An 18,029-nucleotide genomic window follows, 5' to 3' on the forward strand; every position below is an offset into this window, starting at 1 on the left:
AGTGTCCAAAAATGAAACAGTCCCACTGCCAAGCGCTGAACCCCCGCCATGGCTCAAATTTTTCTTGTTTTTTGTAACAGGGTTTCAGGAATAAGTCTAAATTAACTGCCTTACCCAATTAACAAATAACAAATAACAATTAACAGATAAAAGATAACTGTGTTGCGGGCTAAGCCCGCTTAGTTTTAAATGTGCTGCACAGATACCTGAAAAAAAACTATGCCAGAATTCAAACCATTGCATTTTTACAGTTACGATTGGTCCCGCAGTGATATTGATGCGGAACAGGTTATTTCTCCACCCTACGATGTACTTTCCAGTGATGACATTCAGACCCTGTCCCGGAATAAGTACAATGTGGTGCACATCGACTCTCCTGACAGCTACGACACCGCCAGGGAACTCCTGCAGAAGTGGATTCAACAGGAAGTACTGACAATTGATGAACAGCCCCGTTTTTACATCCTGGCCTCGGAGTACCGCACCCACGGCAAATCCCGCACCCGCTGGGGCATCATGGGCGGGCTCAGGCTGGAACCATTCGGGCACAACGTCTTCCCTCACGAAGAAACCTATCCCAAAGCCAAGGAGGACAGGCTGAACCTGATGCAGGCCACCCAGGGGCAGCTAAGCCCTGTATTCGGGGTCTACGACGATCCCGGTCAAAGCGTGGAGACAATCGGGGAAAAATGCCTGGAGCAGGAGCCCTTGATCACCTTTGCGCAGGAAGACGGGGTATTCAACCGCCTGTGGGTGGTGCCTGCTGAATTCAATGACCAGGTACAAAACCTGATCCAGGATAAAAAAATTTTTATAGCAGACGGACACCACCGCTACGAAACCGCCCTGCAATTCATGCACAATCAGAACCCCGGGGACAGTGCACCCTGGGAGTATATCTTTGTTTACCTGAGTAATATCTCCTCTCCCGGACTGGAGATATTTCCCTATCATCGTACGGTTTCAATGGAAAAAAGATTTGACTGGAAGGCAATCCTGAACTCTGCTGGGCAATACTTTGACGTCATCCCCAAGGAAACTCCTGATTTTCTTCAGGAAATGCAGCGCACCGACATGATCATGCTATGCCTGCCTCATATTAACTATCTGTTCATCCCCAGGAATCCGGGAAACGATATTTTCGACAGGATAGGCGCCTGGGTCCTGGACAGACTGCTTTTGCGCAAAGTTATGGGAATGGATGATTCAGAACTGGCATCAGAAAAATACCTGCACTATACCCACGAGGAGGAGCAGACCCTGGAAAAGGTCAAAAAAGGTGAACTGCAGGCTGCTTTTTTACTTCAGCCCGTGCCCATCAAAATCATGCAGGAAGCCTGCGAAGCCGGGCGGGTCATGCCCAGGAAGTCTACCTTCTTTTATCCCAAGCTGCCTACCGGCATGCTGTTTTATCTGTGGGGACGATGAAGCACGGACATCTATACCCTTTTCCGACCAAAGGCTAATACCCAGCATCAATGATCAACCAGCCGGGAGCATTACGCGTTTCTGACAAACCGGATGGGGACAGTCCCGAAGCCGGGGACAGTCCCCGTACCAAGAGCGTAAAAAACAGTTTTATCCCAAAACAAGCTATGATAAATACCTCATGTGTTCAGTTTTCAGAAACGCGTAATGCTCCCAACCAGCCAGCCCCGGATATAGACTTTCTTGTCTCATCCCCTCAAGGTGACCTGCCCCCGGATGAAAACCGATGGCACCTGCCCCTGGAGGGAGATCAGAACACCATTTCATACAGGGAATACTTTTACGCCATAAGGGACTTCATCCTCCATGACAGTTCCACCCCCCTGGTGCAGGCGGCCTCGCACATGCTGGATGCCGAGATCGGCCCGCATGATCTGAAAAAAGCTGTAATTCGTTCGGAAAAACACGGTGTCCATTATCACCCGGCCAGCGTTGAGGCCTTTTACCATCAGGGCCGCATCAAGTGCTGTCTGAACCTGGCCGTACATGAACGCGGCAAAAAACAACTGGAGCACGAAGCAGGAGTACTCAGGCTGCTTGACCATAAGTTCGGCCTGCCCTACCTGCCCAGACCGTACTTCCAGGGACGGTTCAACTCCATGTTTTTTCTTGTTGCTGAATGGTTCGAAGGCTGCCACGAATTTCACCTCTCCCTGGACCATGCTGGGCGGCAGAGACTGAAATTGTGGGACTACGATGACGGCCCCAGATTCCTCCCCCCGGAGCAGTGCTTTGAAATATACAGGCGGATTGCATTCATCCTGACCAGTTATTATGATCCTGAAAGCACCGCCCAGATATATCCCTGGCATCACGCCGCCGGGGATTTCGTGGCTGGAATCAGGGAGCAGGAAGGCCTGCCTGCACAGGTCCGGGTCAGGCTGACCACGGCCAGGGGCTACACCTCCCTAGTGGACATGACAGCCGGCAACCTCAGCGGGTCAATAATCGGATTATTTCACTTCTTTCTGAATCTGACCATCAGGATGCGCCTGGACAGACTGGACGGGGTGGGGGAGACGGTCTGGGCCGATGACCTGTGCCTGGAAGCATCAGTACAGGGCTTTTTTGACGCTTTGAAAAACAGGCCTGTTTCAGGGTCTCATCTTCCTTCTGCGGATGTTTTTCTGGAGGTGCTCAAATCCTTCAGCCCCGGAGAACTCAGACGCGCCTGTCCGCCCATCCTTGAAACCTGCCAGGAAATCGAAGACCTGCCCATAATACTTCCTCACCTTGACGAACACATTGACAAACTGCATACCCTCATTCAGAGTTATGATCTATGACTGTGAGTTGTTTTCCCAGGGGAATGGTTCAACCGGAGCAGGGCTTTCGCTTTGCCGTGGATTCATTGCTTTTATCGGTGTTCATTTCCCCAGGAAAAAAGGACAGGATCATGGATCTGGGGTGCGGCTGCGGAGTAATCGGTCTGGGCCTGCTTCTGGCCCATGTGGACAAGGAACTGCATCTGGTGGGCATTGACAGTGACCCGGAAATGGTAAGGTGTGCCAGGGAAAACAGCATAAGACTCGGGCTGGAAGAGAAAACCTCATTTATTAATATGGATGCAGCGGACGTGAACAGCCGGACCATGTCAGCGGAAAGCTTTGACCTGGTGCTCATGAATCCGCCCTACCGCCGCCCGGGTTCCGGCAGATCCCCTGAACACCACGGAAAAAAGGCGGCCACCTTTGCCCGGGACAACCAGACAGGGCAATTTCTCAAAGCGGCCGGGTTCGCCTTGAGAAACCTCGGACGGGCGGGAATCGTGTTTCCTGCTTCCAGGCTGGATGAACTGCTGCTGCATTCAAACTCCTGCAGGCTAAGACCCAAAATTGTCCGGCCGGTATTGGGACGCCCCGACAAACCTGCCTCTCTGGTCCTGGTCCAGGCCCGCAAGAACGCAGGACAGGAAATGGTCATCCCCCCGCCCCTGGTGCTCTATGATGAACAAAACGCTCTCACCAGGCAGGCCCGGGAATTCTGCCCTTTCCTGGAGTGCAATCCCGGCAGGGGGTAATCATGTGCATATTATATCCGGGCAGGGGCTGGTGCTCTTTTGGACATGGTCCTTGAAGATCCCGGCCGCACGGACGAAATTGGCCGCCCAGCCCTCAACGCTGAAGGCATGCACGTGGGCATAGCCGGCCAGAACATTTCTGTACAAAAGACCGTCCTTGTAGTCGGCCATGCCTGTGCCGCGCTCCATGCGCATACAGAACCTGGCCTCCGGAGACAGGGAGAGGCATCTGGAGTAATGAAACTCGTGGCCCACAATGGTATCTCCGGTGGAATAGAAAGGGTTGGGCTCAACAATGCCCGCCCGGATATACCCATGCCCCTGAGGTTTTTTGTATACCCTGGTCCGGACATTAAATACCCCGGCCATGTCGAAATCCTTCCCCTCGTAGTGAAGACTGTCGGCCAGGTACATAAAGCCGCCGCATTCAGCATACATGGGCAGACCCTGATCAGCCAGATCCTTTACTTTACTCCTGGCAGAGATATTGGCTGAAAGCTCCCGGGCGGATGTCTCGGGAAAACCTCCCCCCAGATACAGCCCGTGGACGCAGGGCCATTCTTCAGGGGTGAGCAGGCTCAGTTCCACCAGCTTCGCCCCCTGCTGACTGAGGGCATCCAGGTTTTCCTGATAGTAGAACCATAGCGCCCTGTCCCGGACAACACCAATGACCACATCTTCTTTGCATGGGCCTGATGAAACCTCGGGAATATTTTGCTGTGTCTGACTGCAGGAAGGTGCAGACCCGGCAATAGTCAGGACACGCTCGACATCGATATTCTCAGCCACCACATTCCCCAGAGCCCTGAATATATCGTCTTGTCCCTGGTACTCCTGACTGGAAATAAGTCCCATATGTCTTTCCGGAATGGGGGTGTCTTTAAGCTTGGGAAGTGCTCCCAGAACAGGGACCTCTGTATACTTTTCTATGCTTCTCCGGGTGATGTCTCTGTGCCTGGCCCCTGCGGTCTGATTAAGGATCACCCCCGCCAGGTTTAGATTCTCCTCGAACAAGGAGCAGCCCTGGACAATGGCCGCAGCTGTCCTGGTGGACTTGGTGCAGTCCAGGACCAGAAGCACCGGTGACTGAAGAATTCTGGCCAGCTCGGAAGTAGAGCAGGATCCCAGGGTATCCATGCCGTCAAAAAGGCCGCGGTTACCCTCAATAACAGCTATGTCATGGGTGGAAGCATAAGAGGAGAACAGGGTCGTTATGCGCGCAGAAGAAAAGAGAAAAGGGTCCAGATTGGACGCATTCCCACCTGAGGCCAGTGAAAGCCATTTTGCGTCAATGTAATCCGGGCCCTTTTTAAAAGCCTTAACCTTTAAACCCTGCCGCGAAAAGAGCCAGCAAAGGGCCAGGCTGAGTATGGTTTTACCGGAGCCTCCCCTGAGGCCGGCTATGGTTATTCTGGGAAAATGAACTGGGATCAAAGAGCGGTTCTTCACCTGGTCATGATCTCAAAATCGACCTATCATTCTTCTTTCTTGCCGGAGCCTTTCAAGCCGTACAAAGTGGTACTGCCGCTGGACCAGTACATCATCTTTTCTTCCTGGACCAGTTCGCTCAAGGCTTTTTTTACATCCCTGGCCTTCATGTCCGGAAAGAGCTTGGTAAAGTCGTTGAAGTAGAACTTGGTCTTGGATCCGGACTTGGACTCCAGAAAGTTGATTATTTCCTGTTTTGCAGCTTCCTTGTCCATCTCGCCTCCTCTAGGGTTAAACGCGCCGCCCTCATAAGAGCGGCGCTGGATATAGAAGTTAATGTTAGAACTTGAAGTTGGTGGTCTGTCTCCAGGTAAAGTAGGCCGGATCACGGAAATCATCGATAAGGTGATGGGTGAATTCCAGCCCGGTGGCTTCAAAGAAGCGCTCCCAGCCGATACGTTCCGCCCAGTGTCCGAATCTCTCGTACTTTTTGGCCCCCTTGACATAGGCGTCCACCATTTGGCGCATGCACTTGGCCAGTGAGGGCCAGCGCGGGGTCTCGTTGGGTATGAAAGCCACTACCACCTTGGAGAACTTGGGCGCGTCGATGCGGTTGGATACCTTGCCGCCGGCCATAATAACCAGACCGTCGCCCTCGGCGTCGGTCAGAGGCAGGGCCGGGCACATGGTGTAGCAATTGCCGCAGAACATGCAGCGCTCGTTCTTGATGGCCACGGTCTTGACCGATTTTTCCTCGCCTGTCTTTTTGTCGGTAATGGTTGTCTTTGTAGGACGGATGGCCGCAGTGGGGCAGGCGGCAACAGCCAGAGGGATCTCGCACAGATTATCCACTTCTTCATGATCGATTGCAGGGGGTTTGCGGTGATAGCCCAGAATGGCGATATCCGAGCAGTGTACGGCCCCGCACATATTCAGACAGCAGGCCATGGAGATCCTCAGCTGGGCGGGGAACCTCATCTGCCCGAACTCCTCGAAGAGCTCGTCCATGACCACCTTCACCGTTCCTGAAGCGTCCGTGGCCGGGGTATGACAGTGAATCCAGCCCTGGGTATGTACTATGTTGGTCAGTCCCGCGCCGGTGCCGCCAATGGGGAACTTGAAGCTTCCACCATCGAACTTGCGGCTCACCAGATCATCTTTCAAGGGCTGGACCTTGTCCTTGTTGTCCACCATAAACTCAATGTTGTTCCTGGTGGTCCAGCGCACATACCCGTCGCAATGCTTGTCCGCGATGTCCAGGACTTCGCGCAGGGTCTCCACGCTCATGATCCGGGGAGTGCCCACCCGCACGGAGTAGACCTCATCGCCGCTCTCGGCCTTGTGCATGAGCACGCCGGGTTCAATGATCTCATGCCAGAGCCATTTGCCCTTGTTGTTTTTGATGACCGGAGGCAAAAACTCCGAATAATGCCTGGGACCGATATCGGAGATTCGGTTTTCCATGGGTTTATCGGGATTGTATCCGGATGAAATAAATGCCATTTTTTTACCTCCTTATTTCGGATGACGTGATCTGTAATCAGCGATGTCGCGTTCAAAGCCGCCGGGCACTTCCTCTTCCTTCCAGAAGATGTAGGGAGTGAACCTGGGATGTTCAACATGCCTGGGATCTGCGGGAATGCCTGTGACTTCCAGCAGTTTCTGGAAACCCTGGCGCTTCATGGTTTCCCCCAGCCGTTCGCGGTTCTTGCCTTCTTCCATCCACCAATCCCAGATGTTTTCGATTACTTCCTTGATATTGTCATAAGGATCTTCCACCTTCATGAATGGAACCAGCAGTGAGCTCATCTGCGCGCCATCCAGGATGGGGGCTTTGGCCCCGGCCAGGATGCTCAGACCGCGGTCATTTCCAATACGCAGAGCCCTGGGCATGACATTGAGACAATGCATGCACCGGGTGCATTCACGGTCGTTGATTTTGAGCTTGCCGCCTTCCATCCACATGCACTTTGTGGGACAAAGGTCAATGACTTCCTTCTGGATATCAAAGGGACCCCAGTCCTTACCGGCGTGAGCACCACCGTTGGGCTTGAGCTCGCCGCCCACGTATGCGGCGACTGCTTCCTGGTCGATGCGGATGTCGTCGCGCCAGGTGCCGATAAAAGACAGGTCTGAACGGGCTATGGAGGCCACGCAGCCATTGGGGCAACCGTCGAATTTGAACTTGAACTTGTAGGGGAAGGCCGGCCTGTGCAGCTCGTCCTGGTACTCCATGGTCAACTGGTAGCACAGCTCCTGGGTATCAAAGCAGGCCCATTCGCAGCGGGACTCGCCCAGACAGGCTTCTGGAGTGCGCAGGTTGGAGCCTGACCCGCCCAGATCCTGGTTCATATTATGGGTCAGTTCAAAAAAGATCTCCTCAAGCTGGGGCGTAGTGGTTCCCAGCAGAATGATATCTCCTGTAGAACCGTGCATGTTGGTCACGCCGCTGCCCCGGAAATCCCAGAGGTCTGCAATCTGGCGCAGAAAATCGGTGTTGTAATACTTCCCGGCGGGCTGGTTGATGCGCATGGTATGGAAATGCGCAACACCGGGAAACTTTTCCGGCTGGTCGCAGTAGCGTCCGATGACTCCGCCCCCGTAGCCGAAGACGCCGACAATGCCGCCGTGTTTCCAGTGGACTTCCTTTTCAACGTAAGACAGCTCCAAAAGACCCAGCAGGTCATCCACCACATCCACAGGGATCTGGTACTGAATCTCGCTCTGTTTTTGAGTTCTGGACTCTGCCTGCCTTTTCAGATCAGACACGAAGCTGGGCCAGGGGCCGCTTTCGAGTTGATCCAGCAAAGGGGTTTCATGTTTAGGCATTGCAACTCCTCCTTGGATTATGTTTACTACCCTGTTTATATTAACCGCCCCACCTCATTAGCCGGTACGGTGACGGCTTAACCACTGGACTGGCACTTCTTTCAGCCGAACTTCGTGATTTTTCCCACAATGAAGGTTCGTTGTCAATAGTAATTTCCATACAGGATCGCTAATTTGATGCCGCAGCGTTTTGATTCCCAAGGGTAAGGATCTCCAGGGTCTTACCCGGCCTGCTCCAGCTCCTGCCATATTTCCGGGGCTACTTCGTAGCCCGTGTTCATGGCCTTTTCAAAATATTTTCTGGCTGCGGCAAAATCTTTTTTGTCCATGCAGGCCAGCCCCATGGTATTGTAGGCAGGACCAAAGTTGGGCTCGAGATCAATGGCCTTCTGGCACTGAGCCAGGCATCCGTCCAGATCTCCCTGCATATAATAGGCATTGCCCAGGGTCGCCTGGGCCTGTACAAACTGAGGATCAAAAGATATGGCCCGCTTCAGGGAAGCAATGGCCTTGTCCACATCTCCACGCTGCAGGTGCACGAATCCCATATTGCCGTGAGGCACTGCAAACCTGTGCCGGATCTTGCTGGCCATTTCATTGTAGCTGAAACAACCATCCAGATCCCCTTCATTCATGGCTATGCCGCCCAGCTGAACGTATGCTTCAGCCAGATCGGGCGACTTGCGGATGGCTTCCTGCAGATACCCTTTGGCGGTCTCAAAATCTCTCAGGGCCATGTAATGCACCCCGATGTTGTAATGAGTGACTGCGCACTCAGGGTTTTGTACCAGACCAGCCTTGAGTTCCTGAATCTTTGCCTCCACGTTGCTTTGAGTCATGCTTAAGCTCCTGATAAAATCTTATAATATAAAGCTTCTCACTTAGTGACTTACTCCTGAAACCCTGTCATAAAAAACAAAAAATTGGTATCAGTTAATAGTTAATAGTTGAAGAACAAACGCCTGAATTAACTGCCTTACCCAATTAACAATTAACAAATAACAGATAACTGGGTTGCGGGCGTTGCCCGCGTTAGATAGAAGGCTACCTTTCCTTGTACTTTTTATTTTCCCTTTTCAAGAGTTCGCTGTACCACAAGGAAAAATCGTACATGGCCCGGATCCTGTCTTCGTCGTTTATTATGCCCATGCACATTTCCAGAACACCCTGCCCGTAGGAGTTACTGTATTCCCTGGGCGGGCATTCATGCAGGAACATGCGCATAAGTTCCTTGCTGGTCCTCTGGGTCCCGTCTCTTCTGATCTCGATGGGATTTTTCGGTTCCTGAAAAGGATCCCAGCGATCATACCCGATCCTGTCAATAAATTTTTTCCTGCGCGGCGCCAGGGAATCGTATATGACTTTTTTATGCCTGTCCTGTTCCTGTTGGTTTTCTTCGCTCATGAACTACTCCCCGGATCCCAGGACCCATTCCCGGGTGGGTCCTTTCTGGTCTTTGGGCCTGGAATCACATGGCTGCTCCGTTGCATTGATGCCCAGATACTCTTGTCCATACTCGGTAAGCAATGCCATTGAAACAGGCACCAATAGTGTATGCAAACCGGTAAGTCTGGCCCCGATGCCTTTGACCAGCTCCTGGCTCAAGAGCAGGAGTTGCTCATGAAGCTTCTGCATGTCCACTGTGGGATACTGCACACCGGGCGCGAATCTGGACATGGAGCAGGATACTGTATTTTCACCAATCTTCATGGGCAGGCCGTAAAGTCGGCAGGTAAGCGGCCTGAATTTGTAGAGGATACACTTATCTTCCACAAGAAGGGGGCATTGTACCCTTTCCTTGCCGGCCCTTTTAAGGATTTCTTCTTCTGATACCCCGCCTTCATGGGCCTTGAAAAGCTGCCGTTTTATCTTGTGAGTCTTTCTGTCTGCCTTATCCGCTTCCACAAGGATCATGTTCCTGAATTCAGAATCCAGTTCCTGAAGCTTGTGATTCAGATACAGGGCCTCCACAAGAGTCAAATCAAAAAGGGCATAGCAGCAATCCGTGCAGCCATCGTCGCAGCGGACCTCCCCGGGATAATCCTCTTTCATCCTCTCAAATATACTGTCCACCCCCTGCATCAACTGCTCATATTTCAAAAAATAGGGGCTGAAATCTATGCTGATACTCATAGCTCCTCCTGATACCGATTATCTCCAGAAACAGGCCCAATATTGTATTATCTTTTCACAACTGTCAAACCAAAGCAGGCTCTGCCCGCATCCCAGGATAATGAACACCAGACAAAAAATAAGGGGAGGACGTAGCCCCCCCCTTATTTTTAGTGAATCCCTCGCAAATTACTGCTCTGTAACAGTAATAGCACCCTCTTCACAGACCTCAACACAGGATTCGCAGCCCAGGCACTCTTCCATATTGACAGGATCAGCCTTGCCGTCCTTGAGCTCGAATACTTCCACTGGACATACGTCAACACATTCGCCGTCGCCGGTACACTTGTCCATATCTACTGTTACCAGGTAAGACATAATAAACCTCCGATTTAATTAGTTTAACAATGATGATTAAATTTTGCCTTGAAACAAAGTAAAATGGGAGTTAGTCAAAATAACAAAGTGATGTCAAGCTGGATTTTCATTAATTTTTTTTAAAGGATAGACAATGAGATACAAAGGAATCAACCATATCGCCCTGGCCACCGGGGATTTAAACGCCACCATCAGATTCTGGCGCGATCTTGTCGGCCTGCGCCTAATAGCCGGCCTGGGCAAGCCCGGTTATCGCCAGTATTTCTTTGAAATAGGCCCCAGAGATATGCTGCTTTTTTTTGAGTGGAGCGATGTCCGGCCGCTACCTGAAAAAGACCACGGGGTCCCTGTTAAGGGTTCTTTCGGTTTCGACCACCTGGCCCTGGAAGTAGAAACCCTTGAAGACATCTGGCAGATCTATGATCGCTTCAAGGCAGCCGATATCTGGGTTTCCGAAGTACTGGACCACGGCTTTATTTATTCGCTGTACTCCTTTGACCCCAACAATATCGCCATCGAATTCTCCTGGGCCAATCCGGAATTCGACCTGCGCAATACCCCCAGGATGCAGGACAGCAAACCGGCATTCGAGGCCCATAACGGATCTGACCCTGTGTCCGGGGTCTGGCCCGCAGTCCAGGAACCCACTCTCAAGCAGGAGAGAAAGATCTATCCTGGAGAAGGCAGCGAATTACGCAACAAAGAGAATAAATGGTGATAAACAGTATGAGCCCGTATCTGTTTAGCGCTTTGCATGTGGCATGGGGACTGGTCTCCTGCTTTCCTGAATAAGCGCTAAACAGATACGTGAGCCCAGGGCGTCCAATGCAAATGAGCCGGCATTGCCGGCTCATTTGTCAATGCTTGAGAACATTACAGCGACACTTTGTGTTAATTATTGCCTCGGCCACCGGGGACAGGCACCCGGCACTTATTTTCCTAAGGAAGACTTACGGATTATTACAATAAGTGCGGGGAGCCAGTCACCTTCCAGCTTAAATAAAGTGTCGCTGTAGTGATATCACTACAGCGACACTTGTCAAGGCATCAGGTGGCCTCAATTTCCCGACGCACTCCTATGCCCACCTTCCAGAGAACAGTGATGATCAAAAATCCAATACCATAGATGCCCAGGGTGATGAGTATCTCAGGCCCTGATGGAGCATAGGTAAGGACTTCCTTCATGGGAGTGGGGACAAAGCCTGCTGTAATAAGACCCATGCCCTTTTCGATCCAGGTACTGATAAGAACCAGGACGCAGGCAAAGGCCAGGATGTTGTCCGCCTGCCGGTTTTTGGGAAAGAGCAGGATGAGCAGGGCTGCGACCCCGGCTGCAGTGGACGCCCACATGAAGCCGGAGAGCATGGTGTGCCCTTCCAGGCCGAAGTAGAGATATTGCCAGTGGGCCAGCTTGTCCGGGACCATGCTGTATCCGGCGGTGAATATCTTACAACCGATGAGAAACAGATATGCGGCCAGAGCATAGGTAACAATCTTGGCCAGGGACTGGATGGCTTCCCGGCCCGGATCCCATTTGGCGAAGATCTTCACGGCAAAGGCCAGCAGGATGAGCAGGGCCGGTCCGGCGGCAAAAGCCGAAGCCAGAAAGGACGGAGCCATGGAGGCTGTCAGCCAGAAATCCCGGCCGGGCAGACCGGCATACAGAAAAGCCGTTACTGTATGGATGCTGATGGCCCAGGGAATGGAGATATAAATAAAGGGCTTGATCCACTTGGGAGGCCCGACCCGCTTGCGTTCAGCCTGCAGAGTCACCCAGCCGATAAGAATGTTCAAAAACAGATATCCATTGAGCACCACCATATCCCAGAACAGGACCGAACTGGGAGTGGGATAAAGAACAACGTTCCATAGCCTCTGTGGCTGGCCCAGGTCCACCACGACAAACAGCAGGCACATGATAATGGTGGCCACGGCCATGAACTCACCTAGAATGAGCATCCTGGCGAAAGCCTTATGGTTATGCAGATACATGGGGATGACCATCATGACCGCCGAGGCGGCGACTCCAACCAGGAAGGTCAACTGGGCAATGTACAGTCCCCAGGAGACGTCCCGGTTCAGGGCGGTCACAGAAAGCCCCTGATCCAGCTGTTGCAGGTAGGCCCCGAAACCCACTCCAATGACCGCCAGCAGCACCAGCAGCCATATCCAGTATAAAGCGCTTCCTTTTATTGCTTTCTCGAGCATTTTACACCCCTTAAATTAGATAATAGACTTGTGGGTCAGTGCCCAGTTTGGGTTTGCGCACCAGAGAGTATCTTTCTCTTAAGACCTTGCGTACATCTGAATTGGGGTCGTTCAAATCCCCGAAAAGGATCGCACCCTCGGATGCCTCAACACAGGCTGGCATATCCCCCTGATCCAGAAGATGAGCACAAAACTCACACTTTTCTACGACTCCCATTTCCCTGGTGGGATAGTCATGAACCAGCTGGTCATCATCCAGAAAATTTCTGGGGTTGAAGTAATTAAAGCTCCTGGAGCCGTAGGGGCAGCCCGCCATACAGAAACGGCAGCCTATGCAGCGGTGGAAATCCATGAGTACAATCCCGTCATCACGGGAGAAAGTGGCCTGAGTGGGACATACCCGCACGCACGGGGGATTGTCGCAGTGGTTGCAGAGAGAAAGAAAAGGGATGCTTTTCTTGTCTTTGAGGTAACCATGAGACTGGTCATGGAACAGATTGTAGAAAGGCTCCTTCCAGATCCACTTGATATTTTGATCATTGGGAATGTCAGGCACATTGTGCAGCTTGTGGCAGGCCTCTATGCACTTATCCATGAGCTCATCATTGAGTTTTTCTGAGTCTATTACCATAGCCCAGCGCTCAGCCCTGAGCCTGTCTGCACTCTGTCTGGGTCCTGACCTGGCGCCGGCCAGGGAAGGACAGATGCTCCAGCCCAGTGCCGCCATCCCCGCAAACTTGATGAATTTTCTTCTGCTGTTTTTCATTATTATCCCCCCTAAGGCTCGATGTGGCAGTCCCAGCAGTAAGGATCCACCGCTGTGGCGTTATGGCAGCGGTCGCAAAACTCTTCCTTGTCGCTGTGACAATACATACAGGTTTTGGTCAGGCTCATGGGATAGCTTTCCTGCTTGAGCTCGCTCCAGTACTCCTGATACCCCTCACGCACGTAGAGGTCGCGCCATTCATCGAGCATGTTCATGTGCTCGGCGCGCATGAACTCCGTGCTCTCTATACACCTTTCGTAGTCTTCCGGGAGTTCCAGTTCCGGGGTGGAATAGGCTTCAGCCCCGAGATTGTACCAGAAGGGAAAGGTCATGAACAGGGCGAATATGATCAGCCCCGGAATGATCTTATTGGCATCGTACATTATTCATCCTCCTTACCAGGCAAAGGTTCACCCCGCAGGTCGGTCTGACGATCCTCCCCGGGAAGAATCAAGGCGTTGGCCAGCAGCTCATGCACCCCGCATACGCCTACGTCCGGCACCCAGTATTCCATGGAGGCGCTCAGGGTGGCCCTGTCGATTGCGCATACATTGGCCAGGGTATTGACCCCCTTCCTGTCGCGTACAAACTTGACAGCATTGGCCCTGGGCAGACCGCCCATCATCCTGAGTTCTTCGTTTTCCCCGGGATTCAGCCCTGATCCGGCGCCGCAGCAGAATGTCTGCTCCTTGATGGTCCCTTCGGGCATCTCATAGAAGTGGTTGCAGACATTATTAATGACATACCTGGGTTCTTCCAGAAATCCCATACCCCGGGAGGGGTTGCAGGAATCGTGAAAGGTGACCTTGAGATGATCGTTGCGGGACTTGTCCAGAGGAAGCTTCTTGTGCTTGATGAGATCGGCCACGAATTCCACGATATGGATCATCTTGGTGGAGGCTGCATGATCAAACCTGGTCCCGGTAATGGGAGAAACAGGCACCTCCAGAAACTCCGGAGGGCCGTTCATGGTGTCCATATACTGATGCAGTACACGCCACATATGCCCACACTCGCCACCCAGGATCCATTTCACGCCCAGGCGCTCGGCTTCGTGATACATCTTGGCGTTTAGCTTTTTCATCATCTCATGGGAGGTGAAAAAGCCGAAGTTCCCGCCTTCCGAGGCATAGGTGCTCCAGGTGATGTCCATGCCGTACTCTTCCTGCAGGTAATGAAAAAGTATCAGGTAGCCCATGCAGGTAAAGATGCCGGGCTCTGCGAACACGTCTCCTGATGGGGTAATAAAAAGTATGTCCGCGCCCTTCTTGTTGAAGGTGGGCTCGGGTTTGATCCCGGTGGCCTCCTCAATATCATCGCAGAGAAAGTCGATGTTGTCCTTGAAGGTATGCGGAGGCAGGCCCAGATGGTTGCCCAGGCGGTTGCAATTGGCCACCGGCTTGCCGATCCATTCCGTCTGCAGTCCCAGCAAATTCAGAAGCTCCCGGCCGATGATGGTGATCTCGGCCTGGTCAATGCCGTAGGGACAGTAGACAGAACAGCGCCTGCACTCGGTACACTGGTAGTAGTAATACCAGATTTCCTTTAAGACCTTTTCGTTGAGTTCGCGTCCTCCGGCCATGCGTCCCAGGATCTGGCCGGCTTTGGTCATTTCACCGCGGTATACCGAGCGCAGGAGCTCAGCCCTAAGCACAGGCATATTCTTGGGATCTCCGGAGCCGATGAAGAAATGGCACTTGTCGGCGCAGGCTCCGCAGCGCACGCAGATATCCATGAATACCTTGAAAGAGCGAAACCTTTGCAGCCTGTCCTTCATGCCCTCCAGAAATGTTTCCTTCCAGTTTGCAGGAAGCTTCCAGTCTTCGTCCGTGGGATTCCAGCTCCTGGCATTGGGCATGCCTACCGCTTCCAGGGATGCTGCATCCGCAGAATAACAGTACCTGCCGGGCTTTATCTCCAGAGGTACATCCATCCAGTCCAGCTCAGGCGGATGGTGACTGATATTTCTGTACAGTACATCCGGTTTTGGTGTAGCCATTATCGTTTACTCCTTCTTTTCAGCATTTTCATCTGGGGTTTCATCTCCGGAAGCTTCCTCAGCCTTTTCCTCCAGAGGCTTTTCCACCGGCAGCCCGGACTCGACCATCACTGCCCTGTTTTCGTCTTCATAAGACTGATAACTATGGAACTTCACCGGATAATTCCAGGGATTTTCATGATGTTTTTCGCGGCTGTCATTGGGAAGGTTCCTGGTGGGGCTCAGGAATACACCGCCCAGATGCATAAGCTTGCTGAAGGGAAAATAAATGAGCAGCACAGAGACCAGGAACAGATGCACAAAGAAAGTGGTGCCGATTCCCTCGGGCACTGTGGGACTGAACTGAACCAGGCCCATGGCCAGCTCCTTCACCGGCATGAGATCTGTCTTAAAGGCCCCGATATAGCGCATCAGCATGCCCGAAATTACGATCCCGATAATGAGAAAGAGGGGAAAGTAATCCGCCGGCTGGGAGATATAGCGTACAGTAGGTACCAGCAGCCTTCTCAGGAGCAGGTAGCCCAGGGCCACCAGAATGAGTACGCTTGAAAGGTAAAGAGCCGGGCTTAAGATCTGGAACATGCTGTCCATGTGATCCATGGTCACGAAAATCTCCGGAACCGGCTCAGTGAAAAACCGCATGTGACGGAGAAAAATCACCAGGAAAGTGTAGTGAAATATCAGGGCGAAAATCCACAGCCACTTGCTGGAAGAGTAGGCGATGTGGGGTCCCTGATGCAGTTCCACCTTGGTATTGCGGAACAGGGAGCGAAAAAGGAAGACTTCAAAGAACATGCGGCCCACAACCCCCAGTTTGGTCCCCGGATTGTCCAGCCTGTTCCACTTGTCCTTGAACATGGGCAATGACTTTCTGGCCTGCCCGCAGGTTGTAGGTATGCGAAACGGCACCGGGGTCTTTCCCCATTGGACCACCCTGACCACAAAGCCCACGATAAATACCAGAACCGCCACATAAGGTATGATTACTCCGAAAAGAGCTCCCATCCCCATGGCTCCGGCGCCTATCATGGCGATCAAGATCAGGGCTACAACCAGAATCAGTGAATAAATCGCTTTCATGTGCTGCAACCTCTTTTAAAGATTAGACATTATACAAAAAACCATAAACTATTCCGCAGCGTTTTTTGCTATGGCTCTCTCCAGAAGCTTGTGGGTACGGTGGTGAAACATTTCTGAACGTTGCTTCCAGAGCTGCTCTCTGCAGGCCATATAGATGTCGAAAGCCAGATATGTCAGCCGGTCCATCCTGTAAATCAGATCCAGCCATTGTTCATGTAACTTGTCGGCTTCAATCTCCCGCCCGCACACTTCCCAGATGCTTTCGCGCAACAGGGGCATAAAACCAAGTGCCGTGGCAGGGTCAAACCCCTGTACAGCCCTGATGCGGACTATTCCATCCAGATACTGACGCATTTTCTCATGGTCGTTGTCCTGCAAAAGCTCGTCAAACATTTTCTCCATGTTCACCCTGAAGGTGTAGCCTACTGGGTTGTTGAACTGGCCGGGATTGTCTTTGAAAAAACGGGCGGATTCATCCGGGTAGGTATCAGTAAACTTCTTAAGCCATAAGTTAAGAATTTGGACCTTGTTCTGTTTAATGCTTTTATCCAGAACCATGAAATGATCCCTGTCCTTTATTTAACATTAGTGACCAGGGCGGACTGTGCCCGCAACCTAAAGATAAGAAAAGAGTTTTGATAAAATGGGGTATCTGAAATCCCTGTCTTCCAGGATCCTGCATGGATACTGTTGGGCATTTTCTAAACTACCCGGAGTGAATCGTCAAGCAAGATTTGAGAAAAAAATAACAAGTACAAACTCAAATCTTTAGGCGCTTAGTACAAATTTCAAACAAACATGTTGGTCGTTAAAATCGGTTCCTGGTTCCTGGTTCCTGGTTCCTGGTTACCTATTGTTCCCAGGCTGGAGCCTGGGAACAAGAAAAAGATAAAGAAAAGAAAAAGATAAAGAAAGAAAAAAAAAGAAAAGAAAAAAATCCTTGCTTGCATGTTTGTGGGGACAGTGTTTGTGGGGACAGGCACCTCAGCACTTATTTTTTTATTGAACAAGATCTGAACAGTCAAAAGTTTTGTAACTTCTCAATAACTCCAGGCGATCTTACACTAAGAAAATACCTGGATTCCGGCTTTCGCCGGAATGACGAATGAAAACAGGTCGTTGCCTTGTGATGTCATACCGGCGGAAGCCGGTATCCAGGAATACTGCCCGGAGTTTTTGAAAAGTTACAAAGTTTTTTTGTAATCATTTGTTTTTATTAGTTTTTTTGACAGATCTATATGTCTTTCGGGTCAGGCTATGTATCTATCCAAATTCATTGACATAATTTCTTACAACCAGGAACGAAGAACCAAGAACTTTGAACTCTCAAGAACAAGATACAGATTATAAAAAATAAGTGCCGGGAGAGCCAGTCCCCGTGCACAACGCGTCCTGCAAGGGTTAACCGGATGATGCCCCGAAGGGGCCACTTTTTCCGTGCAAGGTCGCGGAAAAAGTTTAGACTTACTCCTGAAACCCTGTCAGAAAAAACAAGAAAAAATTGAGCCATGGCGGGGGTTCAGCACTTGGCACTGGGACTGTTTCATTTTTGGACACTAAGCTCAGGTGCTCCCCCCCGCCGCGCAAGCGGCTGATGCCTTTTTCCTTGCGGGTCCTGTCACGCCTGTGGCGTGATTGAATGCAGCGACAGCTGCCCTGAAAGGATTCAACTGGGGTCTTGCCCCGTGAAACAACGCTGAAAGCGTTCCTGCGGAGCAGGG

19 protein-coding genes are annotated in these 18,029 nt (G+C 51.6%); 4 read left to right on the forward strand and 15 right to left on the reverse strand.

The features are described from left to right. Positions 1–219 precede the first annotated feature (219 nt). From QZP87_RS07095 to QZP87_RS07105, 3 genes are all read left to right on the forward strand, one after another. The gene (locus QZP87_RS07095; protein ID WP_291322223.1) at positions 220–1,428 is read left to right on the forward strand and encodes a DUF1015 domain-containing protein; all 1,209 of its coding nucleotides are present in this window, start codon (positions 220–222) and stop codon (positions 1,426–1,428) included. Positions 1,429–1,595: 167 nt separating this feature from the next. Continuing rightward, entirely contained in the window at positions 1,596–2,774 is a 1,179-nt protein-coding gene (locus tag QZP87_RS07100) for a hypothetical protein (protein WP_291322224.1), read from the forward strand. A 23-nt stretch (positions 2,775–2,797) separates the two neighbouring features. Continuing rightward, positions 2,798–3,508, forward strand: coding sequence for a methyltransferase (locus QZP87_RS07105; RefSeq protein WP_291322225.1), 711 nt, complete (start codon positions 2,798–2,800; stop codon positions 3,506–3,508). On the opposite strand, the gene QZP87_RS07110 is transcribed toward QZP87_RS07105, so the two are convergent. The 8 genes from QZP87_RS07110 to QZP87_RS07145 all read right to left on the reverse strand — a co-directional run bounded on the left by QZP87_RS07110 (position 3,509) and on the right by QZP87_RS07145 (position 10,255). Further along, positions 3,509–4,939, reverse strand: coding sequence for a cobyrinate a,c-diamide synthase (locus QZP87_RS07110; RefSeq protein WP_291322241.1), 1,431 nt, complete (start codon positions 4,937–4,939; stop codon positions 3,509–3,511). It abuts the gene before it with no gap. Between the two features lie 44 nt (positions 4,940–4,983). Then, on the reverse strand, positions 4,984–5,211 hold the full coding sequence (locus QZP87_RS07115; protein WP_291322226.1) for a dissimilatory sulfite reductase D family protein: 228 nt from the start codon (positions 5,209–5,211) through the stop codon (positions 4,984–4,986). Between the two features lie 64 nt (positions 5,212–5,275). After that, the gene (dsrB, locus tag QZP87_RS07120) at positions 5,276–6,439 is read right to left on the reverse strand and encodes a dissimilatory-type sulfite reductase subunit beta (RefSeq protein ID WP_291322227.1); all 1,164 of its coding nucleotides are present in this window, start codon (positions 6,437–6,439) and stop codon (positions 5,276–5,278) included. 12 nt (positions 6,440–6,451) lie between these two features. Beyond that, positions 6,452–7,765, reverse strand: a complete 1,314-nt coding sequence (dsrA, locus tag QZP87_RS07125; RefSeq protein ID WP_291322228.1) for a dissimilatory-type sulfite reductase subunit alpha — start codon at positions 7,763–7,765, stop codon at positions 6,452–6,454. A gap of 221 nt (positions 7,766–7,986) precedes the next feature. Then, a complete protein-coding gene (locus tag QZP87_RS07130) occupies positions 7,987–8,604 on the reverse strand; it encodes a tetratricopeptide repeat protein (protein ID WP_291322229.1) in 618 nt (205 codons plus the stop codon). A gap of 205 nt (positions 8,605–8,809) precedes the next feature. Further along, complete coding sequence (locus tag QZP87_RS07135; RefSeq protein WP_291322230.1) at positions 8,810–9,169, reverse strand: hypothetical protein; 360 nt, start codon at positions 9,167–9,169, stop codon at positions 8,810–8,812. 3 nt (positions 9,170–9,172) lie between these two features. Then, positions 9,173–9,898, reverse strand: coding sequence for a YkgJ family cysteine cluster protein (locus tag QZP87_RS07140; protein WP_291322231.1), 726 nt, complete (start codon positions 9,896–9,898; stop codon positions 9,173–9,175). Positions 9,899–10,066: 168 nt separating this feature from the next. After that, the gene (locus tag QZP87_RS07145) at positions 10,067–10,255 is read right to left on the reverse strand and encodes a ferredoxin (protein WP_291322232.1); all 189 of its coding nucleotides are present in this window, start codon (positions 10,253–10,255) and stop codon (positions 10,067–10,069) included. A gap of 133 nt (positions 10,256–10,388) precedes the next feature. Between QZP87_RS07145 and QZP87_RS07150 the strand changes: the two genes are divergently transcribed. After that, positions 10,389–10,973, forward strand: a complete 585-nt coding sequence (locus tag QZP87_RS07150; RefSeq protein ID WP_291322233.1) for a VOC family protein — start codon at positions 10,389–10,391, stop codon at positions 10,971–10,973. 329 nt (positions 10,974–11,302) lie between these two features. Here the strand turns inward: QZP87_RS07150 and dsrP are convergent, their stop codons facing one another. From dsrP to QZP87_RS07185, 7 genes are all read right to left on the reverse strand, one after another. Beyond that, positions 11,303–12,463: a sulfate reduction electron transfer complex DsrMKJOP subunit DsrP gene (dsrP, locus tag QZP87_RS07155; protein WP_291322234.1), complete on the reverse strand. Its 1,161-nt coding sequence runs from the start codon at positions 12,461–12,463 to the stop codon at positions 11,303–11,305. A 10-nt stretch (positions 12,464–12,473) separates the two neighbouring features. Next, the gene (gene dsrO, locus QZP87_RS07160; RefSeq protein WP_291322235.1) at positions 12,474–13,229 is read right to left on the reverse strand and encodes a sulfate reduction electron transfer complex DsrMKJOP subunit DsrO; all 756 of its coding nucleotides are present in this window, start codon (positions 13,227–13,229) and stop codon (positions 12,474–12,476) included. Positions 13,230–13,240: 11 nt separating this feature from the next. Further along, positions 13,241–13,612: a sulfate reduction electron transfer complex DsrMKJOP subunit DsrJ gene (dsrJ, locus tag QZP87_RS07165; RefSeq protein ID WP_291322236.1), complete on the reverse strand. Its 372-nt coding sequence runs from the start codon at positions 13,610–13,612 to the stop codon at positions 13,241–13,243. Then, the gene (gene dsrK, locus QZP87_RS07170; RefSeq protein WP_291322237.1) at positions 13,612–15,228 is read right to left on the reverse strand and encodes a sulfate reduction electron transfer complex DsrMKJOP subunit DsrK; all 1,617 of its coding nucleotides are present in this window, start codon (positions 15,226–15,228) and stop codon (positions 13,612–13,614) included. Before dsrK ends, dsrJ begins: the two co-directional genes overlap by 1 nt. 6 nt (positions 15,229–15,234) lie before the next feature. After that, entirely contained in the window at positions 15,235–16,308 is a 1,074-nt protein-coding gene (gene dsrM, locus QZP87_RS07175; protein WP_291322238.1) for a sulfate reduction electron transfer complex DsrMKJOP subunit DsrM, read from the reverse strand. A 48-nt stretch (positions 16,309–16,356) separates the two neighbouring features. Beyond that, complete coding sequence (locus tag QZP87_RS07180) at positions 16,357–16,866, reverse strand: RsbRD N-terminal domain-containing protein (protein ID WP_291322239.1); 510 nt, start codon at positions 16,864–16,866, stop codon at positions 16,357–16,359. 906 nt (positions 16,867–17,772) lie between these two features. Next, a partial coding sequence (locus QZP87_RS07185; protein WP_291322240.1) for a hypothetical protein occupies positions 17,773–18,029 on the reverse strand: 257 nt, incomplete at its 5' end.

The organism is Desulfonatronospira sp. (assembly GCA_003563255.1).
Lineage (GTDB): Bacteria > Desulfobacterota > Desulfovibrionia > Desulfovibrionales > Desulfonatronovibrionaceae > Desulfonatronospira.

What these genes read in the sequence shown, in the direction of transcription:
- QZP87_RS07095 (WP_291322223.1), top strand. Translation starts at nt 220, where the DNA reads ATGCCAGAATTCAAACCATTGCATTTTTACAGTTACGATTGGTCCCGC.
- QZP87_RS07100 (WP_291322224.1), top strand. Translation starts at nt 1,596, where the DNA reads ATGATAAATACCTCATGTGTTCAGTTTTCAGAAACGCGTAATGCTCCC.
- QZP87_RS07105 (WP_291322225.1), top strand. Translation starts at nt 2,798, where the DNA reads ATGGTTCAACCGGAGCAGGGCTTTCGCTTTGCCGTGGATTCATTGCTT.
- QZP87_RS07115 (WP_291322226.1), bottom strand. Translation starts at nt 5,211, where the DNA reads ATGGACAAGGAAGCTGCAAAACAGGAAATAATCAACTTTCTGGAGTCC.
- dsrB (WP_291322227.1), bottom strand. Translation starts at nt 6,439, where the DNA reads ATGGCATTTATTTCATCCGGATACAATCCCGATAAACCCATGGAAAAC.
- dsrA (WP_291322228.1), bottom strand. Translation starts at nt 7,765, where the DNA reads ATGCCTAAACATGAAACCCCTTTGCTGGATCAACTCGAAAGCGGCCCC.
- QZP87_RS07130 (WP_291322229.1), bottom strand. Translation starts at nt 8,604, where the DNA reads ATGACTCAAAGCAACGTGGAGGCAAAGATTCAGGAACTCAAGGCTGGT.
- QZP87_RS07135 (WP_291322230.1), bottom strand. Translation starts at nt 9,169, where the DNA reads ATGAGCGAAGAAAACCAACAGGAACAGGACAGGCATAAAAAAGTCATA.
- QZP87_RS07140 (WP_291322231.1), bottom strand. Translation starts at nt 9,898, where the DNA reads ATGAGTATCAGCATAGATTTCAGCCCCTATTTTTTGAAATATGAGCAG.
- QZP87_RS07145 (WP_291322232.1), bottom strand. Translation starts at nt 10,255, where the DNA reads ATGTCTTACCTGGTAACAGTAGATATGGACAAGTGTACCGGCGACGGC.
- QZP87_RS07150 (WP_291322233.1), top strand. Translation starts at nt 10,389, where the DNA reads ATGAGATACAAAGGAATCAACCATATCGCCCTGGCCACCGGGGATTTA.
- dsrP (WP_291322234.1), bottom strand. Translation starts at nt 12,463, where the DNA reads ATGCTCGAGAAAGCAATAAAAGGAAGCGCTTTATACTGGATATGGCTG.
- dsrO (WP_291322235.1), bottom strand. Translation starts at nt 13,229, where the DNA reads ATGAAAAACAGCAGAAGAAAATTCATCAAGTTTGCGGGGATGGCGGCA.
- dsrJ (WP_291322236.1), bottom strand. Translation starts at nt 13,612, where the DNA reads ATGTACGATGCCAATAAGATCATTCCGGGGCTGATCATATTCGCCCTG.
- dsrK (WP_291322237.1), bottom strand. Translation starts at nt 15,228, where the DNA reads ATGGCTACACCAAAACCGGATGTACTGTACAGAAATATCAGTCACCAT.
- dsrM (WP_291322238.1), bottom strand. Translation starts at nt 16,308, where the DNA reads ATGAAAGCGATTTATTCACTGATTCTGGTTGTAGCCCTGATCTTGATC.
- QZP87_RS07180 (WP_291322239.1), bottom strand. Translation starts at nt 16,866, where the DNA reads ATGGTTCTGGATAAAAGCATTAAACAGAACAAGGTCCAAATTCTTAAC.